This window comes from Achromobacter maghribensis (genome assembly GCF_057334215.1).
Window position 1 is genome coordinate 70,119 of sequence record NZ_JBHFII010000043.1, and the last position, 24,835, is coordinate 94,953.

At 65.5% G+C, this 24,835-nt stretch carries 24 protein-coding genes; 19 read left to right on the forward strand and 5 right to left on the reverse strand.

Annotated elements, in window-relative coordinates:
• Positions 1–116: 116 nt before the first annotated feature.
• From ACE039_RS17565 to ppa, 12 genes are all read left to right on the forward strand, one after another.
• Positions 117–4,115 (forward strand): Pls/PosA family non-ribosomal peptide synthetase, encoded by a 3,999-nt coding sequence (locus ACE039_RS17565; protein ID WP_485822934.1) that lies wholly within the window; start codon positions 117–119, stop codon positions 4,113–4,115.
• Entirely contained in the window at positions 4,112–4,714 is a 603-nt protein-coding gene (locus ACE039_RS17570) for a 4'-phosphopantetheinyl transferase superfamily protein (RefSeq protein ID WP_485822935.1), read from the forward strand. Before ACE039_RS17565 ends, ACE039_RS17570 begins: the two co-directional genes overlap by 4 nt.
• An 82-nt stretch (positions 4,715–4,796) precedes the next feature.
• Positions 4,797–5,399: a DUF2889 domain-containing protein gene (locus tag ACE039_RS17575; protein ID WP_035213193.1), complete on the forward strand. Its 603-nt coding sequence runs from the start codon at positions 4,797–4,799 to the stop codon at positions 5,397–5,399.
• Positions 5,400–5,409: 10 nt separating this feature from the next.
• Positions 5,410–6,570 (forward strand): ADP-forming succinate--CoA ligase subunit beta, encoded by a 1,161-nt coding sequence (gene sucC / locus ACE039_RS17580; RefSeq protein ID WP_105554862.1) that lies wholly within the window; start codon positions 5,410–5,412, stop codon positions 6,568–6,570.
• 22 nt (positions 6,571–6,592) lie between these two features.
• A complete protein-coding gene (gene sucD, locus ACE039_RS17585) occupies positions 6,593–7,474 on the forward strand; it encodes a succinate--CoA ligase subunit alpha (RefSeq protein WP_006218345.1) in 882 nt (293 codons plus the stop codon).
• A gap of 282 nt (positions 7,475–7,756) precedes the next feature.
• On the forward strand, positions 7,757–8,455 hold the full coding sequence (locus ACE039_RS17590) for a TerC family protein (protein ID WP_105554861.1): 699 nt from the start codon (positions 7,757–7,759) through the stop codon (positions 8,453–8,455).
• 114 nt (positions 8,456–8,569) lie between these two features.
• Positions 8,570–9,286 (forward strand): TerC family protein, encoded by a 717-nt coding sequence (locus ACE039_RS17595; protein WP_105554860.1) that lies wholly within the window; start codon positions 8,570–8,572, stop codon positions 9,284–9,286.
• Between the two features lie 118 nt (positions 9,287–9,404).
• On the forward strand, positions 9,405–10,352 hold the full coding sequence (gene hemC, locus ACE039_RS17600; RefSeq protein WP_105554859.1) for a hydroxymethylbilane synthase: 948 nt from the start codon (positions 9,405–9,407) through the stop codon (positions 10,350–10,352).
• The gene (locus ACE039_RS17605; protein ID WP_485822936.1) at positions 10,352–11,152 is read left to right on the forward strand and encodes a uroporphyrinogen-III synthase; all 801 of its coding nucleotides are present in this window, start codon (positions 10,352–10,354) and stop codon (positions 11,150–11,152) included. Before hemC ends, ACE039_RS17605 begins: the two co-directional genes overlap by 1 nt.
• A 37-nt stretch (positions 11,153–11,189) precedes the next feature.
• Complete coding sequence (locus tag ACE039_RS17610) at positions 11,190–12,383, forward strand: uroporphyrinogen-III C-methyltransferase (protein WP_485822937.1); 1,194 nt, start codon at positions 11,190–11,192, stop codon at positions 12,381–12,383.
• 5 nt (positions 12,384–12,388) lie between these two features.
• Positions 12,389–14,008 (forward strand): heme biosynthesis HemY N-terminal domain-containing protein, encoded by a 1,620-nt coding sequence (locus tag ACE039_RS17615; protein WP_485822938.1) that lies wholly within the window; start codon positions 12,389–12,391, stop codon positions 14,006–14,008.
• Positions 14,009–14,040: 32 nt separating this feature from the next.
• On the forward strand, positions 14,041–14,571 hold the full coding sequence (gene ppa / locus ACE039_RS17620; RefSeq protein ID WP_006225005.1) for an inorganic diphosphatase: 531 nt from the start codon (positions 14,041–14,043) through the stop codon (positions 14,569–14,571).
• On the opposite strand, the gene ACE039_RS17625 is transcribed toward ppa, so the two are convergent.
• From ACE039_RS17625 to ACE039_RS17640, 4 genes are all read right to left on the reverse strand, one after another.
• Positions 14,572–15,408: an IclR family transcriptional regulator gene (locus tag ACE039_RS17625; protein ID WP_105554856.1), complete on the reverse strand. Its 837-nt coding sequence runs from the start codon at positions 15,406–15,408 to the stop codon at positions 14,572–14,574.
• 15 nt (positions 15,409–15,423) lie between these two features.
• Positions 15,424–16,185, reverse strand: coding sequence for an SDR family oxidoreductase (locus tag ACE039_RS17630; protein WP_313464023.1), 762 nt, complete (start codon positions 16,183–16,185; stop codon positions 15,424–15,426).
• On the reverse strand, positions 16,185–17,396 hold the full coding sequence (locus ACE039_RS17635) for an ABC transporter substrate-binding protein (protein ID WP_485811571.1): 1,212 nt from the start codon (positions 17,394–17,396) through the stop codon (positions 16,185–16,187). The genes ACE039_RS17630 and ACE039_RS17635 overlap by 1 nt, the downstream gene beginning before the upstream one ends.
• 81 nt (positions 17,397–17,477) lie before the next feature.
• Positions 17,478–17,876 (reverse strand): cupin domain-containing protein, encoded by a 399-nt coding sequence (locus tag ACE039_RS17640; RefSeq protein WP_175177723.1) that lies wholly within the window; start codon positions 17,874–17,876, stop codon positions 17,478–17,480.
• A 174-nt stretch (positions 17,877–18,050) separates the two neighbouring features.
• On the opposite strand from ACE039_RS17640, the gene ACE039_RS17645 reads away from it, so the two are divergent.
• The 7 genes from ACE039_RS17645 (at position 18,051) to ACE039_RS17675 (ending at position 23,515) form a co-directional block, all read left to right on the forward strand.
• Positions 18,051–18,830 carry an SDR family NAD(P)-dependent oxidoreductase gene (locus ACE039_RS17645; protein WP_448709398.1) on the forward strand — a complete coding sequence of 260 codons (780 nt, stop codon included), beginning with the start codon at positions 18,051–18,053 and terminating at the stop codon, positions 18,828–18,830.
• Between the two features lie 9 nt (positions 18,831–18,839).
• Complete coding sequence (locus tag ACE039_RS17650) at positions 18,840–19,601, forward strand: ABC transporter ATP-binding protein (protein ID WP_448709399.1); 762 nt, start codon at positions 18,840–18,842, stop codon at positions 19,599–19,601.
• 1 nt (position 19,602) lies between these two features.
• On the forward strand, positions 19,603–20,295 hold the full coding sequence (locus ACE039_RS17655; protein WP_105554851.1) for an ABC transporter ATP-binding protein: 693 nt from the start codon (positions 19,603–19,605) through the stop codon (positions 20,293–20,295).
• A 13-nt stretch (positions 20,296–20,308) separates the two neighbouring features.
• The gene (locus ACE039_RS17660; protein ID WP_485822939.1) at positions 20,309–22,186 is read left to right on the forward strand and encodes an ABC transporter permease; all 1,878 of its coding nucleotides are present in this window, start codon (positions 20,309–20,311) and stop codon (positions 22,184–22,186) included.
• Positions 22,186–22,488 carry a Dabb family protein gene (locus tag ACE039_RS17665; RefSeq protein ID WP_448709378.1) on the forward strand — a complete coding sequence of 101 codons (303 nt, stop codon included), beginning with the start codon at positions 22,186–22,188 and terminating at the stop codon, positions 22,486–22,488. Before ACE039_RS17660 ends, ACE039_RS17665 begins: the two co-directional genes overlap by 1 nt.
• 120 nt (positions 22,489–22,608) lie before the next feature.
• A complete protein-coding gene (locus ACE039_RS17670; protein ID WP_105554848.1) occupies positions 22,609–23,304 on the forward strand; it encodes a fumarylacetoacetate hydrolase family protein in 696 nt (231 codons plus the stop codon).
• Positions 23,305–23,383: 79 nt separating this feature from the next.
• The gene (locus tag ACE039_RS17675) at positions 23,384–23,515 is read left to right on the forward strand and encodes an entericidin A/B family lipoprotein (RefSeq protein ID WP_008164311.1); all 132 of its coding nucleotides are present in this window, start codon (positions 23,384–23,386) and stop codon (positions 23,513–23,515) included.
• Between the two features lie 78 nt (positions 23,516–23,593).
• Here the strand turns inward: ACE039_RS17675 and ACE039_RS17680 are convergent.
• On the reverse strand, positions 23,594–24,835 hold a 1,242-nt coding region (locus ACE039_RS17680; RefSeq protein WP_485821160.1), incomplete at its 5' end, for a PhoH family protein.

Below are 24,835 nucleotides of genomic sequence, written 5' to 3' on the forward strand. Positions count from 1 at the left end.
CTGGTTCGTGCGTTGCACGCACGAACCAGGGGCTTTTTTTAGGGATGCTCTGAACGAATTTCGACGGCACGGGTCAATAAACAGAAAATCCCCACAGCCGGATCGTCGCCGTCCCTATGATTCTCCAAGGCCCTTATCGGCCCGATCTGCTTGCCGCGGAAACGTTGCCCGATATTCTGGAAGCCACGATTCTGCGGCATCCCGCCGCCACCGCCATCCACTGGCGCGATCAAACACTTGACTACGACGGGCTGGGACGGCGTGCCGATCTGGCCGCGCACCATCTGATCGAAGCTGGCGTGCGGCCCGGCCATATCGTGGGCCTGTGCCTGCCGCGCGGTGCCGATCTGCTTGTGATGCAGGCCGCCATCGCCAAGGCGGGTGCGGCCTGGTTGCCATTCGAATCCGATACGCCGCCCGACCGCATGCACGCCTGTCTGCAGGATGCGGGCGCGCAGGGGCTGATCGCGTGCGCCGATGTGCGCCTGGATGGCTTGATCACATGGACACCCGGTGAACTGTCGACGCCTGTCGACGGTGTCTTGCGCAAGCGGGAAGGCCTGCTGCCCGAGCATCCCGCCTACGTGATCTACACCTCCGGCTCGACCGGCAAACCGAAGGGCGTGCCGATCAGCCAGGCCGCCATCTGCCATTTCCTGCGCAGCGAAAACGAGGTGCTGGGCGTGCGGCACGGCGACAAGGTCTACCAGGGCTTCTCGGTGGCCTTCGACATGTCGTTCGAAGAAATCTGGATCAGCTACCTGGTCGGCGCAAGCCTGTGGGTTGCCCCCAAGATGTTGACGACCGACCCCGAAGGACTGCCCGAGGCGTTGGCGCGGGAAGGCATCACCGTGCTGCATGCCGTGCCGACCCTGCTGGCGCTGTTTGCGCGCGACGTGCCCAGCCTGCGGCTGGTGAATCTGGGCGGCGAGGTGTGCCCGGACTTTCTTGTGCCGCGCTGGGCCACCCCGGGCCGGCGGCTGTTCAACTCCTATGGCCCGACGGAAACCACGGTATCGGCCAGCCTGGCGGAATTGCTGCCGGGCCAGCCCGTGACCATCGGCACGCCGCTGCCCAATTACGGCATGCTGATTCGCGGCGAAGACGGCGCCGTGCTGCCGCAAGGGCAGGTAGGCGAGCTTTGCATTACCGGTCCGGGCGTGGCGGCCGGCTATCTGGGACGTGCCGAACTGACGGCGGAAAAATTCTTGCCCAACCCCAGGCCCAGCGGTAGCCATGACACGCGCATGTATCGCAGCGGCGATCTGGCTCGCATCGACGAACACGGACAGATTCAGTGCCTGGGCCGCAGCGACGACCAGGTGAAGGTGCGCGCGTTCCGCGTCGAACTGGGCGAAATCGAAGCAGCGCTGTACCGGCAGCCGGGCGTGGGCGCGGCGGCGGTGGTGTTGCGCGATCTGGCAGGCATCGACCAACTGGTGGCGTTCGTGAAACCCGAGGGCGAGGCGCGGCTGGACCTGCATGCCTTGCGGGCCGCGCTGGCGCAGGATCTACCCGCCTATATGATTCCGGCCCGCTTTGAACGGGTGGCCGAGGTGCCGCGCCTGACGTCCGGAAAAATCGACCGAAAGGCGCTCAAGGCGCGTGAACTGGGCACCGTGTCCGAACCCGGTGGCGAAGACGACGATGCCGTCACCCCTGGCGAACAGGCGCTGTTCGACGCGTTGCGTGCGCTGTTCCCCGGCCAGCCGCTGCGTCTGGCCAGCGATTTCTTCCGCGACCTGGGCGGGCATTCGCTGTTGGCTGCGCGGTTGGTGTCCGCGTTGCGCAAGCATCTGCCGTTGTCGGCGCTGACGATGCATGACCTCTATCAGCACCCGGGCCTGGGCGCCCTGGCGGCGCGGCTGGATGCATTGACGGCCGCACCGCCCACGGCGGCGCAAGATGAAAGCGATGGCAGAAGTGCGGGCACGACCCAGGCCGACGATGTCGCCAGCCGCGTGCCGGAATGGCGGCGCTGGCTCTGCGGCCTGGGCCAGCTTGCCGCGCTGCCGCTGCTGATCGGCGTGCGCATGCTGATCTGGCTGACGCCGTTCTTCACCTATCACTATTGGACAGGCGACGAGGGCGACTCGGTCTGGCGCGCGGTGGCGCTGTCCATCGCCAGCTATCTGGCTTGCAATCTGCTGAGCTTCGGCGTGGCCGTGGCCTGCAAATGGGGCATCCTGGGAAGGCTCAGGCCGGGCCGTTATCCGCTGTATGGCTGGCGCTTCTATCGTTGGTGGCTGGTGGACCGGGTGTTGGACATTCCGCCAGCGCACCTGCTGGCTGGCTCGCCGCTGCAGGGTTGGTACCTGCGCGCGCTGGGGGCGCGCATCGGCCGCGACGCCGCCATCGGCCGCATCTCGGTCCGCGCGCCGGACCTGCTGTCGATTGGCGATGGCGTCAGCATCGGGGCCGCCGTCAATCTCGAGAACTTCGTGGTGCGTGGCGGCGTCTGGGAAGTGGCGCCGATCACGTTGGCGGACAACGCCCACGTCGGATCGTACGCCGTGCTGCAAGGCAACGTGTCGATGGGCGAGGGCGCGCGGCTGGACGGCCTGTCGTCGCTGGCATCGGGCGCGCGGGTGCCGGCCGGACAGGTGTGGACGGGCGCGCCTGCGCGCCACGACCCTCTGGCGACGACGCCCGATCTGCCGCCTCGCCCCGCGCGCGCAGGGCGCCTGCGCCGGCTGGACGTGATGGCTTACGCCCTGGGCGGCACGCTGATCGCGGCGTTGTTCTTCATGCCGGTGTTTCCCAGCTTCGTGCTGATCGATTGGATCGACGCGCGCTGGCTGGACCTGATGGGTGACCGCGTGTCCTGGCCCTACGCCTTCCTCTGCTATCTGCTGCTGGCGCTGCCCGCCAGCGCCTTGCTGCTGTTGTTGACGGTGCTGGTGTCCGCCATGCTGCGCTGGGCGCTCCTGCCCAGATTGACGGGCGGGCGCTGGCCGGTCTACGGGCAGATCTATCTGCGCCGCTGGCTCACCAACCAGATCCAGGAATCCAGCCTGAGCGTGCTGCATGGCTTGTATGCGTCGATCTACGCCGGCACCTGGTACCGGCTGCTGGGCGCGAAAGTCGGACGCGGCACCGAAATCTCCACCGCCATGGGAATCGTGCCCGACATGCTGACCCTGGGCCGCGATAGCTTCATCGCCGACGGCGTCATGCTGGGCGACGAGGAAATCGATCGCGGGTGGATGACGATGCGGCCCACCGTCATTGGCAACCGCACCTTTGTGGGCAATGGCGCCTATGTGCCCGACGGCTCGGTGCTGCCCGACGACGTGCTCATCGGGGTGCAGAGCCGGGCGCCGGCGAACGGCCGCATGGCCAGCGGCCAAACCTGGCTGGGCAATCCGCCGCTGGCCTTGCCGGCGCGCGAGCAGACGGCGGGGTTCGCCGCGCATCTGACGTTCCGGCCCAGCCTGGGCCGCAAGGTCGCGCGCGGCGCGGTCGAGGGCATGCGGATGATCCTGCCGCTGGCGGTCGTGATCGCGGTGGGCTATTTGACCGTCATGAAGATCATCCCGATCGCCGCGGCCCAGGGTTTCCTGGCCGCCTTCGATGAACTGATGCTGGCGGGCGTGCTGTACGGCCTGGGCACGTTCCTGTTCCTGGTGCTGCTGAAGTGGGCGCTGATGGGGCGGTACCGGCCGCGGGCCGAGCCCATGTGGACGCCGTTCGTCTGGAAGAGCGAGGCGGTGACCAGCTTGTACGAGTCGATCGCCGTGCCCAATTTCTTCAACTTCCTGCGCGCCACGCCCTGGCTGCCGCTGGCGCTGCGCTGCATGGGCGCCCGCATCGGCAAGCGCGTATTCATGGACACCACCGACGTCACCGAATACGACTGCGTCCTGATCGGCGACGACGCGGTGCTGCATGCCGGGTCCGGGCCGCAGACGCACCTGTTCGAGGACCGCGTCATGAAGATCGGGCGGGTCCACATCGGCCGTGGCGTCAACGTCGGTCCCCGCAGCACGATCCTGTACGACACCCAGGTCGAGGACTGCGCCGTGCTCGGGCCCCTGACCCTGGTGCTGAAGGGCGAAACCATCCCGGCCGGGCAGGCCTGGATGGGCAGTCCGGCCACGCCGTGGACACGATGACGGCCGCCCCCGCCGCGCCGATGACCGCGCCAGCGCTACGGCTGACCGGGGAGGGCGCGCCGGTCGAGTTGTGGCTGCTGCGCGTGGTGGCGGGCCGGGAAAGGCAGCGCCTGGCCGCCCGGGCCTGGTTGGCGGCGGAACGGGTGCGCCGGGGAGAGGCGCAGGCAGGCTGGGTCGAGACGCCCAAGGGGCCGGCCCCGGCTGCGGGCTCGCGGTGGAACAGTTCCTTGTCTTACTGTGGCCCTTATATTCTGTGCGGCCTGTCGCGCCTGGGCATGCCGGGCGTGGACCTGGCCGCCGTGGATGGCGGGGCCGGGGGCGGGGAAGGCGACATCGACGTCGCCCGGCTCTATTGCGGGCCGGCGGCCGCGGCCCGCTTGGCGGCTTGCGAGCCGGCCGGACGCGCGGACGCCTTCGCCCGCGCCTGGAGCGCATTGGAAGCCCGGTTAAAGGCGTGCCGCCGTGGATTGGAGGAATACACGCCCGTGCGCGAATGCCATCTGGCCGCCGCGCGCCTGACCACCCAGGTGCGCCACGAGGGTCTCTGGGCCTCCGCCGCGCTCTGTCCCCCAGAAAACGACCTGCGGCAAGGCGGTTGAGGCCCGGCTGCCTGCGCTATACTTTCAAGGTTTTGTTGCCGCGCACCATGCGCAGGCCATCTTCGCCCCGCAGGCCCCCAGCATGCCCTTGCCACCGCCGGATTACCCTCGTCAACCGCTGCACACGCGTTCCATACGCGTGCAGTCGTATGCGCGCGAGGACGGCAATTGGGACCTGGAAGCCGAGCTGATCGACGTGAAGGCGTACGATTTTCCCAAGAGCGACGGCAAGATGTTCAAGGCCGGGCAGCCCATCCACCATATGCACCTGCGCATCACCATCGACGAGAATTTCTCGATCGTGGCGGCGCAGGCTGTCTATGATGCGGCCCCTTACGGCGGTCATTGCATGGCCATCGAGCCGGCTTACACTGATCTGGTCGGCATGAATCTGCTTAAGGGATTCCGCCGCCAGGTCAAAGAGCGGTTCGGGCACGTGGAAGGCTGTACGCACATGACCGAGCTGTCGCAGGTGCTTCCCACCGCGGCGGTCCAGACCATGGCCAACCGCCGGCGGCAGGAAACCAACCCGAACCGGCGTCCATTCCAATTGGATGGCTGTCATGCGCTCAGCACTGGCGGTCCGGTGGTGGCTGAGCACTATCCCAAGTGGTACACCGGGGGTAGCGCTGAGGCATCGGCCGATTCGTCCTCCGATTCACCTTCTCTTTCTCATACGTCCTGACAGGTAACACATGAAAATCCACGAGTATCAAGGCAAGGAACTGCTGAAGCAATTTGGCATCCCGGTGCCGCGCGGGATCCCCGCTCTTTCCGTCGACGAGGCCGTGGCTGCCGCTGAAAAGCTGGGTGGACCGGTTTGGGTCGTCAAGGCACAAATTCACGCGGGCGGCCGCGGCAAGGGCGGCGGCGTCAAGCTGGCGCGCTCGCTGGACGACGTCCGTAAGCTGGCCTCGGAAATCCTGGGCATGCAGCTGATCACGCACCAGACCGGCCCGGAAGGCCAGAAGGTTCGTCGCCTGTACATCGAAGACGGCGCCGACATCCAGAAGGAATACTACGTGTCGCTGGTCACTGACCGCGCCACGCAGAAGGTGGCCTTCATCGCTTCCAGCGAAGGCGGCATGGACATCGAGGAAGTGGCTCACTCCACGCCCGAGAAGATCATCACCGAATACATCGACCCGCTGACCGGCCTGTCCGCCGAGCAAGCCACCAAGATCGCCAACGCGATCGGCCTGCCCGCCGACTCCACCGCCCAAGCCGTGGACGTGTTCCAGAAGCTCTACAAGTGCTACATGGACACCGATGCTTCGCTGGTCGAAATCAACCCGCTGAACCGCGACGGCAAGGGCAACATCATCGCCCTGGACGCCAAGTTCAACTTCGACTCCAACGCCCTGTTCCGCCACCCGGAAATCGTCGCCTACCGCGACCTGGACGAAGAAGATCCGGCTGAAATCGAAGCCAGCAAGTTCGACCTGGCCTACATCCAGCTCGACGGCAACATCGGCTGCCTGGTGAACGGCGCCGGTCTGGCCATGGCCACGATGGACACCATCAAGTTGTTCGGCGGCGAGCCGGCCAACTTCCTGGACGTCGGCGGCGGCGCTACGGCAGAGAAGGTCACCGAAGCGTTCAAGATCATGCTCGCGAACAAGAGCGTGAAGGCCATTCTGGTCAACATCTTTGGCGGCATCATGCGCTGCGACGTCATCGCCGAAGGCGTGATCGCTGCTTGCAAGGCCGTCAACCTGAACGTGCCGCTGGTCGTCCGCATGAAGGGCACCAACGAAGAACTCGGCAAGAAGATGCTGGCCGACTCCGGCCTGCCGATCATCAGCGCCGACACGATGGCCGAAGCCGCCACCCGCGTCGTAGCGGCCGTCAAGTAAAAAAATACCCAAGGATTCACAAATGTCGATTCTGATCAACAAGGACACCAAAGTCATCACCCAGGGCATCACGGGCAAGACGGGCCAGTTCCACACCCGCATGTGCCGTGAGTACGCCAATGGTAAAGCTGCCTTCGTGGCCGGCGTGAACCCCAAGAAAGCGGGTGAAGACTTTGAAGGCGTGCCGATCTTCGCTTCGGTGAAGGAAGCCAAGGCCGACACCGGCGCAACCGTGTCCGTCATCTATGTGCCGCCCGCCGGCGCCGCCGCCGCCATCTGGGAAGCTGTTGAAGCCGAACTGGATCTGGTGATCTGCATCACCGAAGGCATCCCCGTTCGCGACATGCTGGAAGTCAAGAACCGCATGAAGGCCAAGGGCAGCAAGACGCTGCTGCTGGGCCCGAACTGCCCGGGTCTGATCACACCGGACGAAATCAAGATCGGCATCATGCCGGGCCACATTCACCGTAAGGGCCGCATCGGCATCGTCAGCCGTTCGGGCACCCTGACGTACGAAGCCGTGGCGCAAGTCACCGAACTGGGCCTGGGTCAATCCAGCGCCGTCGGTATCGGTGGCGATCCCATCAACGGCCTGAAGCACGTTGACGTCCTGAAGATGTTCAATGACGATCCCGACACCGACGCCGTCATCATGATCGGCGAAATCGGCGGTCCGGACGAAGTCAACGCTGCCGAGTGGGCGAAGGACAACATGAAGAAGCCGGTCGTCGGCTTCATCGCTGGTGTCACCGCTCCTCCCGGAAAGCGCATGGGCCACGCTGGCGCCCTGATCTCCGGCGGCGCCGACACGGCCGACGCCAAGCTGGAAGTCATGGAAGCTTGCGGCATCCGCACCACGCGCAACCCCTCCGAAATGGGCAAGCTGCTCAAGTCGGTGCTGTAAGTCTTTCAGCATTGCGCCAAAAAGCCCGCTTCGGCGGGCTTTTTTTCGTCCGTGCGCAGGGGTAAAGGCGTGAAATTCCCGGGCGAACCTAGGGAAATCCCGCGTCCATATCGCGGTCGTCCAATCATACGGAAAGCTGAACGAAACTATAATGAAAGAAATTTCGCACGTACCCAGCAAGAATGCCGTCGGGCTCGCACCAAGACGGTCAGTACGGCTTTCGTTTTTTTTCATCCATTAATTTGGTTTGTCCTAGGGGGATCACACCTAGGAAAGAGAGGCATGGAACTCAGTTCAGCGGCATTCTGGATAGCGCTGCTCCAGATTATTTGGGTCAACATCCTGCTATCAGGCGACAACGCCGTGGTGATTGCGCTGGCGGCGCGTTCGTTGCCCCCGGCCCAACAGAAGAAAGCGATCACGATCGGTTCGGCCGCCGCGATCATCATGCGTATCGTGCTGACCCTGGTGGCAGCCAAATTGCTGCTGCTGCCGTGGCTCAAGCTGATCGGCGCGTTGCTTCTGGTCTACATCGGCGTGACGCTGCTGATGCCGGAAGGCGACGAAGACGGCGCAGGCAAGACGCAAGGCAATCTGCTGACTGCAATTCGCACTATCATGATTGCCGATCTGGTCATGAGCCTGGACAACGTGGTGGCGGTTGCCGCCGCCGCGATGGGCGACACGACCTTGCTGGTTTTGGGCCTGGCCATCAGCATCCCGTTGGTCATCTTTGGCAGCACGCTGCTTCTGAAGGTCATCGAACGTTTTCCGCTCATCGTCTGGGTGGGGGCGGCGCTGCTGGGCTTCATCGCAGGCGAATTGCTGGTGGGCGACCCCGCCCTGCAGGAACCGGTGGCGCGCATCGACGCGGCATTGGGCGTCACGCATCACAGCTTCGAGCTGATGACGGGCGCACTGGGTGCGGTGCTGGTGTTGGCAATTGGTAAAGTTTTGCTGATGCGCCAGAAAGCTGACTGAAAGCTGAATTACAATAATCAGTTGTTTTGAATGATCCTGCCGTGCATGGCACGGCGGGATGGCCGGCTCGGGACCGGCCTTTCTTTTCATATAAATGCCTTCGGGGGTTCTATAGTGCTTGAGTTTTTCCAGACGCTGAGTTGGGCAGCGGTATTCCAGATCATCCTCATCGACATCCTGCTGGGCGGCGACAACGCCGTCGTGATCGCGCTGGCTTGCCGTAATCTGGCTCCCAAACAGCGCATGCAGGGCATCCTGTGGGGTACCGCGGGCGCCATCATCCTGCGTGTCGTGCTGATCGCTTTCGCACTGACGCTGCTGTCGATCCCGTTCCTGAAAGTCGTCGGCGGCCTGCTGCTCGTCTGGATCGGCGTCAAACTTTTGGTTCCTGAAGACGATGCGCATGGCAACGTGAAGGGTGGGACATCCATCGCCGCGGCCATCAAGACCATCATCATCGCCGACTTCGTGATGAGCCTGGACAACGTGATCGCCATTGCCGGCGCAGCCCAGAACGCCCATGCCGACCATCAGATCGGTCTGGTTGCGTTCGGCCTGATCGTCAGCGTGCCGATCATCATCTGGGGCAGCACGCTGGTCCTCAAGCTGATCGACAAGTACCCGCTGGTGGTTACGTTTGGCGCCGCCTTGCTGGGCTGGATCGCTGGTGGCATGCTGATTACCGACGTTGTTGTCGAACGTCAATTCGGTGTTCAGCCCACTACGGTTAAAATCGCCGCTGAAATTATCGGCGCCTTGCTCGTTGTTGTCCTTGGACGGTGGCTGGCAAGCCGCAAAATCGCTTCCAAGGAATCCCATGAGTCTGCGTAGATCCGTTGATCCCCAGCAATCCGAATCGGGCCTGAGCCTCCTTCAGGGCCTTTTCGTACTGGCCATCCTCGGGGTAGTCGCGACGGTCATCGTCTCCAATTTCGTTTGATGACGTCACGTGTCTCTTCCGCAACGCCTGGTCATCGCGACCCGCGCCAGCCGGCTTGCCCTGTGGCAAGCCGAGCATGTGCGCGACCGGCTGCGCACGCTGTACCCGGCGTGCGCGGTTGAGCTTCTTACCCTGACGACCCGGGGCGACCAGATCCTCGACCGCACCCTGTCCAAAGTGGGCGGCAAAGGACTGTTCGTCAAGGAACTCGAAAACGCGCTGCTCGACGGGCGCGCCGATCTCGCCGTGCACTCCCTGAAGGACGTGCCGGTGGATCTGCAAGCCCCGTTCGAGCTTTGCGCCGTCCTTGATCGCGCCGATCCGCGCGATGCCTTCGTGTCCAATCGCTATGCAACGCTGGCAGACCTGCCGGCGGGCGCAGTCGTGGGCACGTCCAGCCTGCGCCGCGAATCGCAGATCCGCGCGCGCTACCCGGCCCTGTCGGTCAAGCCGCTGCGTGGCAACCTGGACACGCGCCTGGGCAAGCTGGACAAAGGCGAATACGACGCCATCGTCCTTGCGGCCGCCGGACTGGAACGCTTGGGGTTGGGTGGGCGCATCAGCAGCCTGCTGGACCCGGCCGACAGTCTGCCGGCTGCCGGGCAGGGCGCGCTGGGCATCGAAATCCGCGACGATCGCGACGACATGCGCGCGTGGTTGGCGCCGCTGATCAGCGCGGCCACCACGTCCTGCGTGCTGGCCGAGCGGGCGGTGTCCCGCAAGCTGGGCGGCTCCTGTCAGGTGCCGCTGGCGGCATTCGCCGAGATCTCGGGCGACACGCTGTCGCTGCGTGCGCTGGTGGCTTCACCCGACGGCACGCGCATGGTCCATGCGACCCGTAGCGGTCCGGTGGCGGGCGCCGAAGCCCTGGGCATCGCCGCCGCGCAAGAACTGCTGGATGCCGGCGCAGCCGCCATCCTCCAGGAACTGCTGCAAGCCGACCCCCGGCCGGACTGATGTCCACGCCGCCGCGAGTCGCTGTCCTGACACGGCCCGCGGGCCGAAACGAAGCGCTGGCCGGCCGTCTGAACGACGCCGGCTGGTCGGTCTGCATGCTGCCCGCCCTTGAAATCCAGCCCCTGGACGTCGCCACCACGGTCCTGCCGCGGCCGGCCGACTTTGACATGGTCGTGTTCGTCAGCGGCAATGCGGGCAAGCAGTACCTGGACCAACTGGCCCGCGCGGACGGGCCGTCCGTCTGGCCGGCCGGCACCATTGCCGCCACCGTCGGGCCCGCCAGTGCCGGGGGGCTGCGCGAGTCGCCCGGCTTTGGCGCGAATACAACAGTCCTGCATCCTGGCGAGGATGCGCCCAGCCATGACTCCGAAGCCTTGTGGCAGGTGCTTTGCGGGTTGCCGCAGTTGCCGGCCCGCGTGCTGCTGGTGCGCGGCACCCAGGGCCGGGATTGGCTGGGCGACCGGCTAGCGGCGCACGGCGTGGCCGTCACGCGCCACGCGGCCTATCTGCGCCGCCCGGCCAACTGGGATGCGACGCAACTGGCGCCGCTGTGGCGCTGGGCGGATGCCGGCGTCAGCGCCACGTGGCTCATTACCAGCGGTGAAGGCGCGGATGCCGTGCGCGCCGGCCTGGACGCCGCGGGCCTGGCTTCCTGGTGGGAGCGATGCCGCTTCGTGCTGACCCATCCCTCGCTGGCGCGCCGCGTGCCGGCGGGCTGTCATGGCGATGTGCCACCGGCAATGGTAAAAATCTGCTTACCCAACGACGAGTCGATTTTCCAGGCTTTTGTTGCTGCTTGATTCGTTGCATCGGACAGACACCGAATACAATCGCGTCATGACAGACAAGACTCCCGCTACCGATCCGGTCGTTCCGACGGCCGCCCCGGGCGCAAGCGCGCCCGCATCGGCCCCGGCCGATTCCGTCAAGGCCCGTCCGGCCAAGCGCGGCAGTGGCCCATTGGTCACCGCCCTGATAATCGTCATCCTGCTGGCCGTTGGCCTGGGGTATGCGCTGTGGAAGCAGCGCACGCAATTCGTGTCCGCCGGGCGCGAGGTTGCGTCGCGCATCGACACGCTGACGGCCGACGTGGCGCAAGCCCGCAAGGACACGCGCGAGGCCTTGGCGCTGGCGCAGGCCCAAGCCGGCCGCGTGGGCGAACTTGAAGACACCGTGCGCGAAACGCAAAGCCAATACAACGCGTTGCAGCTGGCCTGGCAGAACTTCAACGACGGCGCCAGCGATGAACTGCTGGCCAATGACGTCGAACGCCTGTTGACCATCGCCAACCAGCAGTTGCGCCTGGCCGGCAACGTGTCCAACGCGATCGTGGCGCTGGAAACCGCGCAATCGCGCCTGGCCCGCGCCGACCGCCCCCGCTTCTCCAGCTTGCAACAGGCCATCAACGGCGACCTGGATCGCCTGCGCGCCGTTTCCACCGTGGATATCCCCGCCCAATCGGCTCGCATCGAGCGGCTGGTATCGCTGGTTGGCAAGGCGCCCTTGCTGGTGCCGGACACCGTCGCCCCGGGCGTGGCCGCCGCCGGCGAAAGCCGCCCGGCCATGGCGCCCGCGCCGGTGGTCGATCCGCAGGCAGGCCTGCCGGCCGATGCCCCATGGTGGCAGCGCTGGCGCGCCGAAGTGGTCTCGTGGCCCGGCCGCGCAGGTTCCGCGCTGGCGCAAGAACTGGGCGGACTGATCACCATCCAGCGCGTGGACGAACCCGCCGCCTTGCTGCTGTCGCCCGAACAGGCCGATCAGGTGCGCGGCACGCTGCGCCAGCGCCTGCTGACCGTGCAACTGGCCATGCTGATGCGCCAGCCCGCCGTCTGGAAGAGCGAACTGGACAATGTCGGTGTGACGCTGGCCAAGTACTTCGACAACCGTTCCCCCGACACCGTCGCGGCCCAGACGTTGGCGCGCGAACTGGCGCAGACCGACATCGCCGTGCGCATGCCGGACGTGGCCGACAGCCTGAACGCCGTGGCCGCCTTGCGCGCCGCGGGTTTCAAGACTAGCGGGCAGGACTGAGCCTTATGCGTACCTGGTTCTGGACTCTGCTGCTTGCCGTCATCGCCGTCGCTCTGGCGGTGGTGCTGCGATCCCATTCCGGCAACGTGCTGTTGCTGGTCTGGCCGTGGCGCATCGGGATGTCGCTGACGCTGGCCGTCCTGCTGATCGTCGCGGCCTTCATCGTGCTGTACATCGGTTTGCGCCTGCTGGCGTGGTTGCTTGCCATCCCCGACCGCGTTCGCGTATGGCGTGGCAAACGTGCCCAGGCCCGCGACCACGAGTTGCTGGAGCGCGGCTGGATCGGCTTGCTGGAAGGCCGCTACACCCATGCCGAAAAGGATCTGACCAAGCTGCTCGAGCAGACCAAGGTCAAGACCCGCCGCGTGCTGGCGGCGCTGTCCGCCGCGCGCGCCGCGCATGGCCTGGGCGAATTCGACCGTCGTGACCGCCTGCTGGCGACCGCGCAGGAACACGCCGGCACCGAACCGGGCCTGGTGGAAGCCACGGCCACGGTCTCGGCCGACATGCTGCTGGATCAAGGCCGCGCCGAGCGCGCGTTGGCGGTGCTGGCGCCGCTGGCCGATGGCGGGGCCCGCCACCTGCACACCATGCGCCTGCTGTTGCGCGCGCACACCGCGCTTCAGCATGACGAGCAGGTCTTCACCTTGGCCCGCGGCCTGGTGCGCCGCAACGCCCTGGCGCGCAGCGAAGCCGACCAACTGATCGACGCTTCCGGCGCGGCGCGTTTGCGCGCGGCCGCCAATAGCGATGCCTGGCGCGCCATCTGGAAAGACCTGAAGGCCGAAGAGCGCCTGCTGCCTGATATCGCGCTGGCCGGCGCGGCCGCCTTCGACGCGGCGGGTGAAGTCAACGAAGCGGCCCGCGTGCTGGAAGCCGCCGTGGCCGTGAAGTTCAATCCGACGCTGGTGGCGGCCTATGCCCGCTGCGAAGCCGAGCAGGTATCGCGCCGCCTGGCCCGCGCTGAAACCTGGCTGCAGCAGCGCCCCACGGATCCCGACCTCCTGACCGCGCTGGGCATGCTCTGCCTGAACGGCCAGTTGTGGGGGCAGGCCGAACGCTATCTGTTGCGTAGTCTCAGCCGCCGCAGCGATGCGCAGACCCATGCATTGCTGGGCAGCCTGTACGATCGCCTGGAACGTCCCGCGGATGCCGTGCGCCACTGGCGCCTGGCAACTGCGGCCAGCATGGCGCTGCCGGTGCTGGCGGCGGATGCCGCGCTGCCTGCCGCGGATACGGGATCCGACCCATACCGGGTAGACGCCGAAGGCGGCTACGCGGTGGGCTTGTCGGACACCGACGGCGATGCCGACATCGGTGGCGACTACCCGGCATTGCCGCCTTCGGTGGCGGCATCGGCCTCCGACTACGTGCTGGATCCCGATGCGCGCGTCAACAAGGACCAGCGCGACCGCGCCTTGGCGCCGGAAGACGCGCCGCTTGCGGGCGGCACGTCCGACATCGACGAGTACTTCGACAGCGCCCCGATTCCGGCGGCGGCTTTCGACGAGCCCGTGCCGACGTACTCGCCGGCCCCTCCCGCCAGCCCGAAGCCTGCGCCCGCCACCGCGCCGGCGCCGGTGCCGGCCACCAAGCCGCCGTTCAAGGACGACGGCTCGCTTTGAACATTTCTTCAGACACTCAACAAGGTTGAATCATGAGTCTTGATCGCGTCTCCCCTGGCAAGAAGCTGCCGGAAGACTTCAACGTCATCATCGAAATCCCCATGAACGCCGACCCGGTCAAGTACGAGGTCGACAAAGAGACGGGTGCGATTTTCGTTGACCGCTTCATGCTGACGGCCATGCACTATCCGTGCAACTACGGCTACATCCCCCAGACCTTGTCCGACGACGGCGACCCCGCCGACGTGCTGGTGCTGACCCCGTTCCCGATCCAGATCGGCGCCGTCGTGCGCTGCCGCGCTATCGGCGTGCTGGAAATGGACGACGAATCGGGCGGCGACGCCAAGCTGCTGGCCGTGCCGATCGAAAAACTGTACCCCCCGTACCGCAACATCAAGTCGTACGAAGATCTGCCGACCGAAGACGTCGCGCGCATCCAGCACTTCTTCGAGCACTACAAAGATCTCGAGAAGGGCAAGTGGGTCAAGGTCAAAGGCTGGAAGGGCGTCGACGCCGCCCACGAGGAAATCGTGAACAGCGTGGAACGCTACAACAAGGCCTGATCAGGCTTTGGGCCGTGCCGGCGCTGAGCCGGCCGGCGCTCTGATGCGGCGCGGCCGCGACGGCATGATGCCGATCGCCGCCGCGCCGTTGCTTTGTGGCGCCTGCAGATTGCGGGATACCTCGGCCGCGGCGACCTGGATGCGCGCCTGCAGCAGATCCAGGCGCTCGGGCGGGGTGTGTGCTTGCGACGCGATGAACACCAGGCTGCCCACGACCTTCTGTTCAGCGCTGAATATCGCCGCGCCGATCCCCATCAGGCCACGGTCGACCTCGCCGTGCGAGACGCACACGCCAGCCGTGCGCAACCGCTTCAGGTTTGCCCTGAACGCGTCCCAGTCGTCTCCCAATCCCGCTTCGCGGATTTCGGCCGCATGCCAGAGCATCAGGTTGCGTAGCTGATAGGGCGGCAGGTTGGCCAGGATGGGCTTGGCGGTGGCGCCGCGGAACATCGGAAAAGGCCGGCCGCGCGCATAGCTGGATTCGATCGAGTTGTCCGTCCAATAGCGGTCCACGCACAGGACCTTGTCGCCGTAATAGCTGCACAGCATCAAATTGGCGTGAAGTTCGTCGCCCGTGGCGCGCATGACGTCGCGCGCGGCGCGCATCAACGGGTCGTGCTGGCGCAGGTGCCGGTCCAGTTCGATGATGCGCGATCCCAGCACATAGGCGCCGCCCGCGGTGGGGGCAAGCAGACCGCTTTCGGTCAGCGATTTCAGGTATCGGTAGGCCGTTGCGCGCGAACACTCCAGATGTGCCATGACGTCTTCCTGGAACGCGGCGGTGGTGCCGTCGCGAAAGAGGTCGAGGATGGACAGCATGCGGTCGGGAGTGCTCATTGCTTCTGGGAATGCCTAGTGAATGTGGAAGCCGCCGTTGACGTCGACCACGATGCCGGTTGAGTAGGAGGACAGGTCCGAAGCCAGGAAGAGAATGGCCTGCGCGACGTCGGCGGGTAGGCCGAAGCGTTGCAGCGGAATGCCCTGTTTGAGTTCTTGTTCCCAATTTTCGCCGAATTTTCCCAGCGTCATGTCGGTTTCGATAATGCCCGGGGCCACGCAATTGGCGCGCACGCCACGCGGGCCGAGTTCGCGCGCCAGCGCTTTGGTGAAACTGATGACCCCGCCCTTGGAGGCCGCGTAGTGCGACCCGCCCAGCAGGCCGCCGCCGCGCAGCGCGGCCGTGGAGCCCAGGTTCACGATGGCCGGCCGCCGGGTGCTTTCCAGCAGGGCCGGCAAGGCTGCGTGCGTGACGTTGTACGTGCCGGTCAGGTTCACGTCGATCATGCGACGGAATTCGTCCTCGGCCAGGTCCCAGATGCGGGTCGCGGCGACGATGCCCGCGTTGTTGACCAGCACATCGACGCCGCCGAGCGCTTGCGTGGCTTGCGCCAGGGCCGCTTCACACGATTCGGCCCGCGACACGTCGCAATGCACATCCACGCGGCCATCGGCCAGCCCGGCGCCTGCGCGTTCGGGATAGGCCTGGTCCAGCACCGCCACGGTCGCGCCCTGCGCCAGGAACAGGTCGACGACGGCCGCGCCGATGCCACGGGGGTTGGCGCCCCCCGTGACCACGGCGCGCTTGCCGGCCAAGAGGCCAAGCGCGCCGTCCATCACGACTTCACCAGCGAGCAGCCGCCGTCCTTCAGCGGTCGGAACGCCTGCTCGGCCGGGATCTTGCGCACCAGGTTGTAGTAGTCCCAGTCGCGCTTGGACTCCGACGGCTTCTTCACCTGGAACAGGTACAGGTCGCGCATCACCCGACCGTCTTCGCGGATGCGGCCGTTTTCTGTCATGAAGTCATTGATGGGCGTGTCGTGCATTTTCTTCAGCACCGCTTCGGACCCGTCGGTGCCCGCTGCTTTGACGGCGTTCAGATAATGCATGGTGGCGCTGTAGTTGCTGGCCTGCACCATCGAGGGCATGCGGCCGGTGCGCTTGAAGTAGCGCTCGGACCATTGCCGCGCCTTGTCGTCCTGATCCCAGTAGAAGGGTTCGACCAGATTCAGGCCCTGGGCGTATTCCAGCCCCACGCTGCGCACGTCCACGATACTCATGAAGAGCGCGGCCACGCGTTGCTTGCTGCCCATGATGCCGAATTCGAACGCCTGTTTGATGCTGTTGATGGTGTCGCCGCTGCCATTGGCCAGGCCGATCACCTGTGCCTTGGACGCCTGCGCTTGCAGCAGGAACGACGAGAAGTCCGAACTGGCGATGGGGTGGCGCACGCTGCCGATCACCTGGCCGCCGTTGGCCTTCACCACCGCCATCGCGTCGCGTTCCAGCGAATGGCCGAAAGCGTAGTCGGACGTGATGAAGTACCAGCTCTTGCCGCCGTCCTGCATCACCCCATTGGCCACGCCCGTGGCATAGGCGTAGGTGTCGTACGTCCAGTGCATGCCGTTGGGCGAGCAGGCCTTGCCCGTCAGGTCCGCCGACCCCGCGCTGGTGAAGATCACGACGCGCTTCTTCTGCCGGGTCAGGTCTTGCACCGCCAGCGCGATGGCCGAGTTCGGCACGTCCAGGATCAAGTCCACTTTGTCGTTCTCGTACCAGCGCCGGGCGACCGATACGCCGATATCCACCTTGTTCTGGTGGTCGGCCGAAATCACTTCGATGGGCTTGCCCAGCACGTTGCCGCCGAAATCCTCGACGGCCATCTTCACGGCTTCCACGCCGAACTTGCCGGACAGGTCGGCCATCATGCCGGACTGGTCGCCCAGCACGCCGATTTTCACGACATCGTCGGACACCTGCGCCTGGGCGGACAGGGACAGGGTGCCCAGCACGCAGGCGGCAAGGCTGTTCTTGATTTGGGTCTTCATGGGGTGTCTCCTCGGGGGCTTGGTTCTTTGCGCGCCGCCCTGTGCCGGGCGGTCGCGCGGGGTCATGCGGGACGGTCCGGCCTATTCCAGCGTCTGGCCGGCGTAGGCGTCGATAAACAGGTTGGGTTTCAGGAAAAAGCTCAGTACCAGCGCGCCGTTGGGCGCGCGCGCCACGTGCTGGTTACCGCGCGGACGCCAGACGTAGTCGCCCGCGCACACTTCGCCTTCGGCATCCACGATGGATCCCTCCAGCACGAAGGTCTGCTCGACCTCCACATGTTCATGCAGCGGCAGTTCGGTGCCGGGCTGCCAGCGGAAGAGGGCGGTCAGCAGGCCGGACTCCTTGTCCTGCATCAGCACCTTCATCTCGATGCCTTCCACCTGGGTGGGTTTCCAAGGCAGGTCGGCGACTTTCAGGAAGCGCGAGGCCAGCGGCGGCAGCGCATTGGCCGCAGGGCAGCCGGGGGTTTCGAGGGCCATGGTTTGTCTCCTAGCCGTAACTCGTTATTGAAGATAAAGCAAAAATCTTGTTATTGAGTGTTTAAAAATAGTCGCGTATATTGAGATTGATGTCAACTTTGTTTTTGCATCCAGAAAGCAAAGCGACACAGGCCGGACCCAGAGATCCGGTGCATATAAGACAAGGAGACAAGCTTGAAACACGACTATCTGGACCAGACGTTCGGTCTGGCAGGGCGCGTCGCGCTGGTGACGGGAGCCGCCAGGGGATTGGGCTTCGCCATCGCGCGGGGCTTGGGAATGGCCGGCGCGGAGGTCGTGGTCAATGACCTGTCGACCGAGGCCTGCGACGCCGCCTGCGCCCAGCTGGCGATTGATGGCATCAAGGCCCGCGGCGCCGCCTTCGACGTGGCCGACGGGGCGGCGGTGGCCGCCGCTGTCGCGCAATTGGAGGCCGCTGGAATCGCCATTGACGTGCTGGTCAGCAACGCCGGCAACCAGAATCGCAAACCGGTGGTCGAGATGAGCCCCGCCGAATGGCAGGCGCTACAGAACGTGCATGTCAACGGCGCCTTTCATTGCGCCCGCGCCGTCCTGCCCGGGATGGGCCGGCGCGGCTTTGGTCGCATCATCCTGATGTCGTCCGTGGCGGGGCAGGCGACCATGCCGAACATCGCCGCCTACGCGACCGCCAAGGGCGCCATCGCGGCGTTCGCGCGGGCGCTGGCCGTGGAATACGGCGCCAGCGGTGTGACGTGCAACGCGCTCGCGCCGGGGTTTGTCCGCACGGATTTCACGCAAGGGCTACAGGACAATCCGCAATTCCAGTCGTTCCTGTCCACCGCCGTGCCGGCCGGCCGCTGGGCCGCGCCCGAAGACATTGCACCCGCGGTTGTGTATCTGGCGTCGCCGGGCGCGTCGTTCGTCAACGGGCATGTCCTGGCGATCGACGGCGGCCTGTTGGCCCGCATGTAGGAGCGACCCATGAGCACCCAAGCGGTTCTGTCCGCGCAGGGGCTGGTCAAGCGGTTCGGCGGCTTCAATGCCGTGGACGGCGTGAGCCTCGCCCTGCAAGAAGGCTCCATCCACGCGCTGATTGGCCCCAACGGCGCCGGCAAGACCACCTGCTTCAACCTGCTGACCAAATTCCTGGCGCCGGACGCCGGCGTCATCCACTACCGCGGGCGCGACATCACCTCGCTGGCCCCGGAGCAGATCGCGCGGCTGGGTATCGTCCGTTCGTTCCAGATTTCCGCCGTCTTCCTGGGGTTGACCGTATTGCAGAACATGCGCGTGGCCCTGATGCGCCAGCACGGCGACGGGCTGCGCTTCTGGCGCAGCCGCCGAAGCGTCGATCGCCTGAACGGCCGCGCCATGGAGTTGCTGGACGCGGTCGGTCTGGCGCCGCTGGCGGACACCACCGCCGCGTTGCTGCCCTATGGCCGCAAGCGCGCGCTGGAAATCGCCATGACGCTGGCGCTGGAGCCCGAGGTCATGCTGCTGGACGAACCCATGGCGGGGCTGGGCCAGGAAGACGTGGCGCGCATCGCGGCCCTGATCCGGCGCGTGTCGGTGAACCGGAGCATCCTCATGGTCGAGCACAACCTGTCGGTGGTGGCCGACCTGTCCGACACCATCACCGTCCTGGCGCGCGGGGCGGTGCTGGCGCAGGGCGACTACGCCGCCGTCTCGCAAGACGAAAGGGTCATCACGGCCTATATGGGCTCTGACGAGGAGGCGCACTGAGATGCTGGCGATCAAAGACCTCAACGCCTGGTATGGCGAATCCCATGTGCTGCACGGTGTGGACATCGATGTGAACCGGGGCGAACTCGTTACCATCCTGGGCCGCAACGGGGCCGGCAAGACGACCACGTTGCGCGCCATCATGGGCATCCTGGACAAGCGGCGCGGATCCATCCGGCTGAACGGGCAAGAAACGGTAGGCATGGCGCCGCACCGCATTCCGCGGCTGGGCGTGGTGTATTGCCCCGAGGAACGCGCGGTGTTCCGCAGCCTGAGCGTCACCGAAAACCTGATGCTGCCGCCGCGGCTGGCCGCCGGCGGCATGTCGCTGGACGAGATCTACACACTGTTTCCGAACCTGCGCGAACGCAGCGCCAGTTCGGGCGGCAACCTGTCCGGCGGCGAACAGCAGATGCTGGCGATTGCGCGCATCCTGCGCACGGGCGCCCAACTGATCCTGCTGGATGAACCCACCGAAGGGCTGGCACCCGTCATCGTCCAACAGATCGGGCAGGCCATCCGCACCTTGAAGGAGCGGGGCTTCACCATCGTGCTGGTCGAGCAGAACTTCCGCTTCGCCACCAAGGTGGCGGACCGCCACTACGTCATGGAGCACGGTTGCGTGGTTGACCAGCTGTCGGCGGATGAGGCGCGCCGCGATCCCGCCCGGATCGCGCGCCGCCTGGGCGTCTGAAAGGAGAATGCCTGTGTTCGAAATTTTCGGTGTGCCGTCCACGGCGCTGTTCGGCCAGCTATTGCTCGGCCTGATCAACGGGTCCTTCTACGCCTTGCTGTCGATCGGCCTGGCGGTCATTTTCGGCCTCTTGAACATCATCAACTTCGCCCATGGCGCGCAGTACACGGCGGGCGCGTTCCTGGCCTGGATGCTGCTGAACTACCTGGGCGTGAACTACTGGGCAGCGCTGGTGCTGGTGCCCCTCATCATGGCGGTGTTCGCCATCGTGACGGAGCGCTTGCTGATTTCTCGCACCTACCGCATGGACCATCTGTACGGGTTGCTGCTGACCTTCGGCATCGCCCTGCTGATCGAAGGCGGCCTGCGGCAGGCTTACGGCGTGTCGGGCCTGCCCTACACCATCCCCAAGGCGCTGACGGGCGGTGTCAATCTGGGTTTCATGTTCCTGCCCTGGTATCGCGGCTGGGCCGTGGCGGTGTCGCTGGTGTTGTGCCTGGCCGTCTGGGTGCTGATTGAAAAGACACGCGTGGGGGCGATGCTGCGCGCCGCCACCGAGAACCCCACGATCGTCCGCTCCTTCGGCATCAACGTGCCGCTGCTGATCACGCTGACCTATGCGTTGGGAGTGGCCCTGGCGTCGGTCGCGGGCGTGATCGCGGCGCCCATCTACCAGGTCAGCCCGATGATGGGATCGAACCTGGTGGTGGTTGTGTTCGCGGTGGTGGTCATTGGCGGCATGGGCTCCATCATGGGCGCCATCGTCAGCGGCTTCGGGCTGGGCATCATCGAAGGCCTGACCAAGGTGTTCTACCCCGAGGCCGCCAACCTGGCGATCTTCATCATCATGGTGCTGGTGCTGTTGTGCAAGCCGGCGGGGCTGTTCGGCAAGCCCTTGCAAGTGCAGAACGTGCTGGCCGCGGAAGCGACGCGCCAGCCCGTGCAGTTGAGCCGGCGCGCGATGCGGGTGTCGATGGCGGCACTGGCGGTGGTGGCGCTGATCGCGCCGTGGTTCGTCTATCCCACGTTCCTCATGAAGGTGCTGTGCTTCGCGTTGTTCGCGGCGGCTTTCAACCTGCTGGTGGGCTATGTGGGCCTGCTGTCGTTCGGCCATGCGGCGTTCTTCGGCGCGGCGGCCTACGCGACCGGCATCGTCATGAAGCTGTTCGGCGCCACGCCGGAACTCGGCTTGCTGGCCGGCGTGGTAACGGGCGGGCTGCTGGGCCTGCTGTTCGGAGCCATCGCCATCCGGCGCCAGGGCATCTATTTCGCGATGATCACCTTGGCGCTGTCGCAACTTGTTTATTTCATCGCGGTGCAGGCCGGGTTCACGGGCGGCGAGGACGGCCTGCAAAGCGTGCCGCGCGGCAAGCTGTTCGGCGTGTTTGACCTGGAAAACGTGATGCCGATGTACTACTTCACGCTGGCGGTGTTCGCGCTGGGCTACGCGTTTGTCCTGCGCGTGCTGAATTCGCCCTTCGGCGAAGTGATCCGATCGGTTCGCGACAACGAGCAGCGCGCGCGGTCGCTGGGTTACTCCACGTCGCGCTACAAGCTGATCGCGTTCACGCTGTCGGCGTCCGTGGCCGGGCTGGCGGGCGGGCTGAAAGTGCTGGTGTTCGGCGTGGCCTCGCTGACCGACGTGCACTGGCATGCGAACGGCGAGGTCGTGCTGATGGCGCTGCTGGGCGGCATCGGCACGGTGTTCGGGCCGCTCGCCGGTGCGCTGACTTTCGTGTCGCTGCAGAACTACCTGGCGCCGCTGGGGTCCTGGGTACTGATCGTCCAGGGCGCGATTTTTGTCTTGTGCGTGCTGCTGTTGCGAGACGGCATCATGGGATTGGTGTCGCGCGTCTGGCGGGCCGCGATCCGCGTGAAAAAGGAGTCCTGATGTTCCTGCATGTCGTGATGTTGCAACTGTCGGCCACGGCCGACGCCGATTTCCATGGGCGGGTCCAGGGGTATTGCGACCGGATACTGGCGGAATGCGACGGGGTGGCGGGGTATGCGTTCCGGCCCAACCAGGCTGGCCGCGCAGACGGGTTGACCCACGCGGTTGTGGCCGCTTTCGCGGACGGCGCGGCGCATGACCGCTACCAGGTGTCCGCCGCCCACCAGGAGATGAAGGCGTACATGGCGGCTTTCATCGAACGCCTGGTGGTCTTCGATGGGGATATCCCTACGTTTTCCTGAACGCGCAAGGGGCGCGCCTTGCGCCCGGGAAAGCGATAAACTCGCGGATGATTTTTTGATATCCGGGCCGCCCCAGGATAAGCCCGCCCGCCTCACGTATTTGTCATAGGTTGATCGCTCATGGACTACGTACTACCTCCCCAGCCGCCCGTGGCGGTCCCCGTCGCCGGCAGCGCCGCGCTGTTCCCGGTCCGCCGCGTGTATTGCGTTGGCCGCAATTACGCCGAACACGCCAAGGAAATGGGTTTCACCGGCCGTGAAGACCCGTTCTTCTTCTGCAAGCCGGCCGATGCCGTGCTGAGCGTGGCCGACGGCGAAACCGGCAAGATGGCCTATCCGCCCAAGACCTCCAACCTGCACTATGAAATGGAGCTGGTGGTGGTGCTGGGCAAGGGCGGCCGCGACATTCCGGTCGAAGAAGCCAACGAATGCGTGTGGGGCTACGCGTTGGGCCTGGACATGACCCGCCGCGACCTGCAAGGCGAAATGAAGAAGCAGGGCCGCCCCTGGGAAATCGGCAAGGCGTTCGACGAATCCGCCCCGATGGGCCCGATCCACCCGCGAAGCGTCGTGGGCACGCTGGACAAGGGCGCGATCTGGCTGGACGTGAACGGCCAGCGCAAGCAGTCCAGCGACATTTCGCAGATGCTGTGGAACATTCCCGAAAGCATCTCGTACCTGTCGGGCCTGTTCGAATTGCAGCCGGGCGACATCATCTTCACCGGCACCCCCGAAGGCGTGGGCGCAGTCGTGCAGGGCGATGTGATCACCGGCGGCGTGGAAGGCCTGGGCGAACTGCGCGTCCAAATCGCCTGATTCCTGCCCCCGGGCGGACTGTACGTGCAGTCCGCCTGACCCGGCACCTTTTTCTTTCTTTTTGTTCAGGAGTTCCAGCATGCGCGGCAAGATCGTGCTGACCGCCTTTGTCGTGTTCGGGTTCGTGCTCGCCGGTTGCAATACCGTCGCGGGCATGGGCAAGGATATGTCCCGGGCCGGCAATGCCATCACCAACGCGGCCGACAAGTAACCGTCGGCCCCGTTGCCCAGGCAAGAAAAAGCCCCTTGATCGCTCAAGGGGCTTTTTTCATGCTTGACCGCGGATGCCCTACAGCACATCCCCCGCGTAGTCGGCCAGGCGGGAACGCTCGCCGCGTTGCAGCGTGACGTGCCCCGAGTGCGGCCAGCCCTTGAAGCGGTCGACGACGAACGTCAGGCCCGAGCTGCCTTCGGTCAGATACGGCGTATCGATCTGGGCGACGTTGCCCAGGCAGATCACCTTGGTGCCGGGGCCCGCGCGGGTCACCAGCGTCTTCATCTGCTTGGGCGTCAGGTTCTGCGCTTCGTCGATGATCAGGTACTTGTTCAAGAACGTGCGGCCGCGCATGAAGTTCAGCGACTTCACCTTGATGCGCGAACGGATCAGGTCCATGGTGGCGGCGCGCCCCCAGTCCCCGTTGCCTTCGCCGTCGCCCATGTTGAGCACGTCCAGGTTGTCTTCCAGGGCACCCATCCACGGCAGCATCTTCTCTTCTTCCGTGCCGGGCAGGAAACCGATGTCTTCACCGACGGGCACCGTGACGCGCGTCATGATGATCTCGGTGTAGCGCTTGGTCTCCAGCACCTGCGTGATGCCCGCGGCCAGCGCCAGCAGCGTCTTGCCCGTGCCGGCCTGACCCAGCAGCGACACGAAGTCGCATTCGGGGTTCATCAGCAGGTTCATGGCGAAATTCTGCTCGCGGTTGCGCGCGGTGATGCCCCAGACGTTGTTCTTGCCGTGGGTGTAATCGCGCAAGGTCGCCAGCACCGCCATCTTGCCGCTGACTTCGCGCACCTGCGCGTACAGCGGCATCTGGCCTTCAAAGTAGACGAACTGGTTGACGACGAACTGCGAGCACAGCGGGCCGTGGATGCGGTAGAAGGTGGTGCCGCCTTGCTGCCAGGACTCCACGTCCTTGCCGTGCTTGTTCCAGAAGTCTTCGGGCAGCTGCATCACGCCCGAATACATCAGGTCCGAGTCTTCCAGGACGTGGTCGTTGAAGTAGTCTTCGGCGGCCATGCCCAGCGCGCGCGCCTTCAGGCGCATGTTGATGTCTTTCGACACCAGCACGACCTCGCGCTGCGGGTACTTTTCCTGCAAGGCCCGGACGACGCCCAGGATCTGGTTATCGGCCTTGCCCATCGGCAGGTCGGAGGGCAGGGTGCTATGGATGGCCGTCGTCTGGAACATCAGGCGCCCGGTGGCGTCCTTGTTGCCCAGCTTGGCCAATTCCAGCCCTTCGTCCAGCTGCGTGGCGTCCTGCACCAGCGCATCCAGCGAACGGCTGACCTGGCGCGCGTTGCGCGCCAC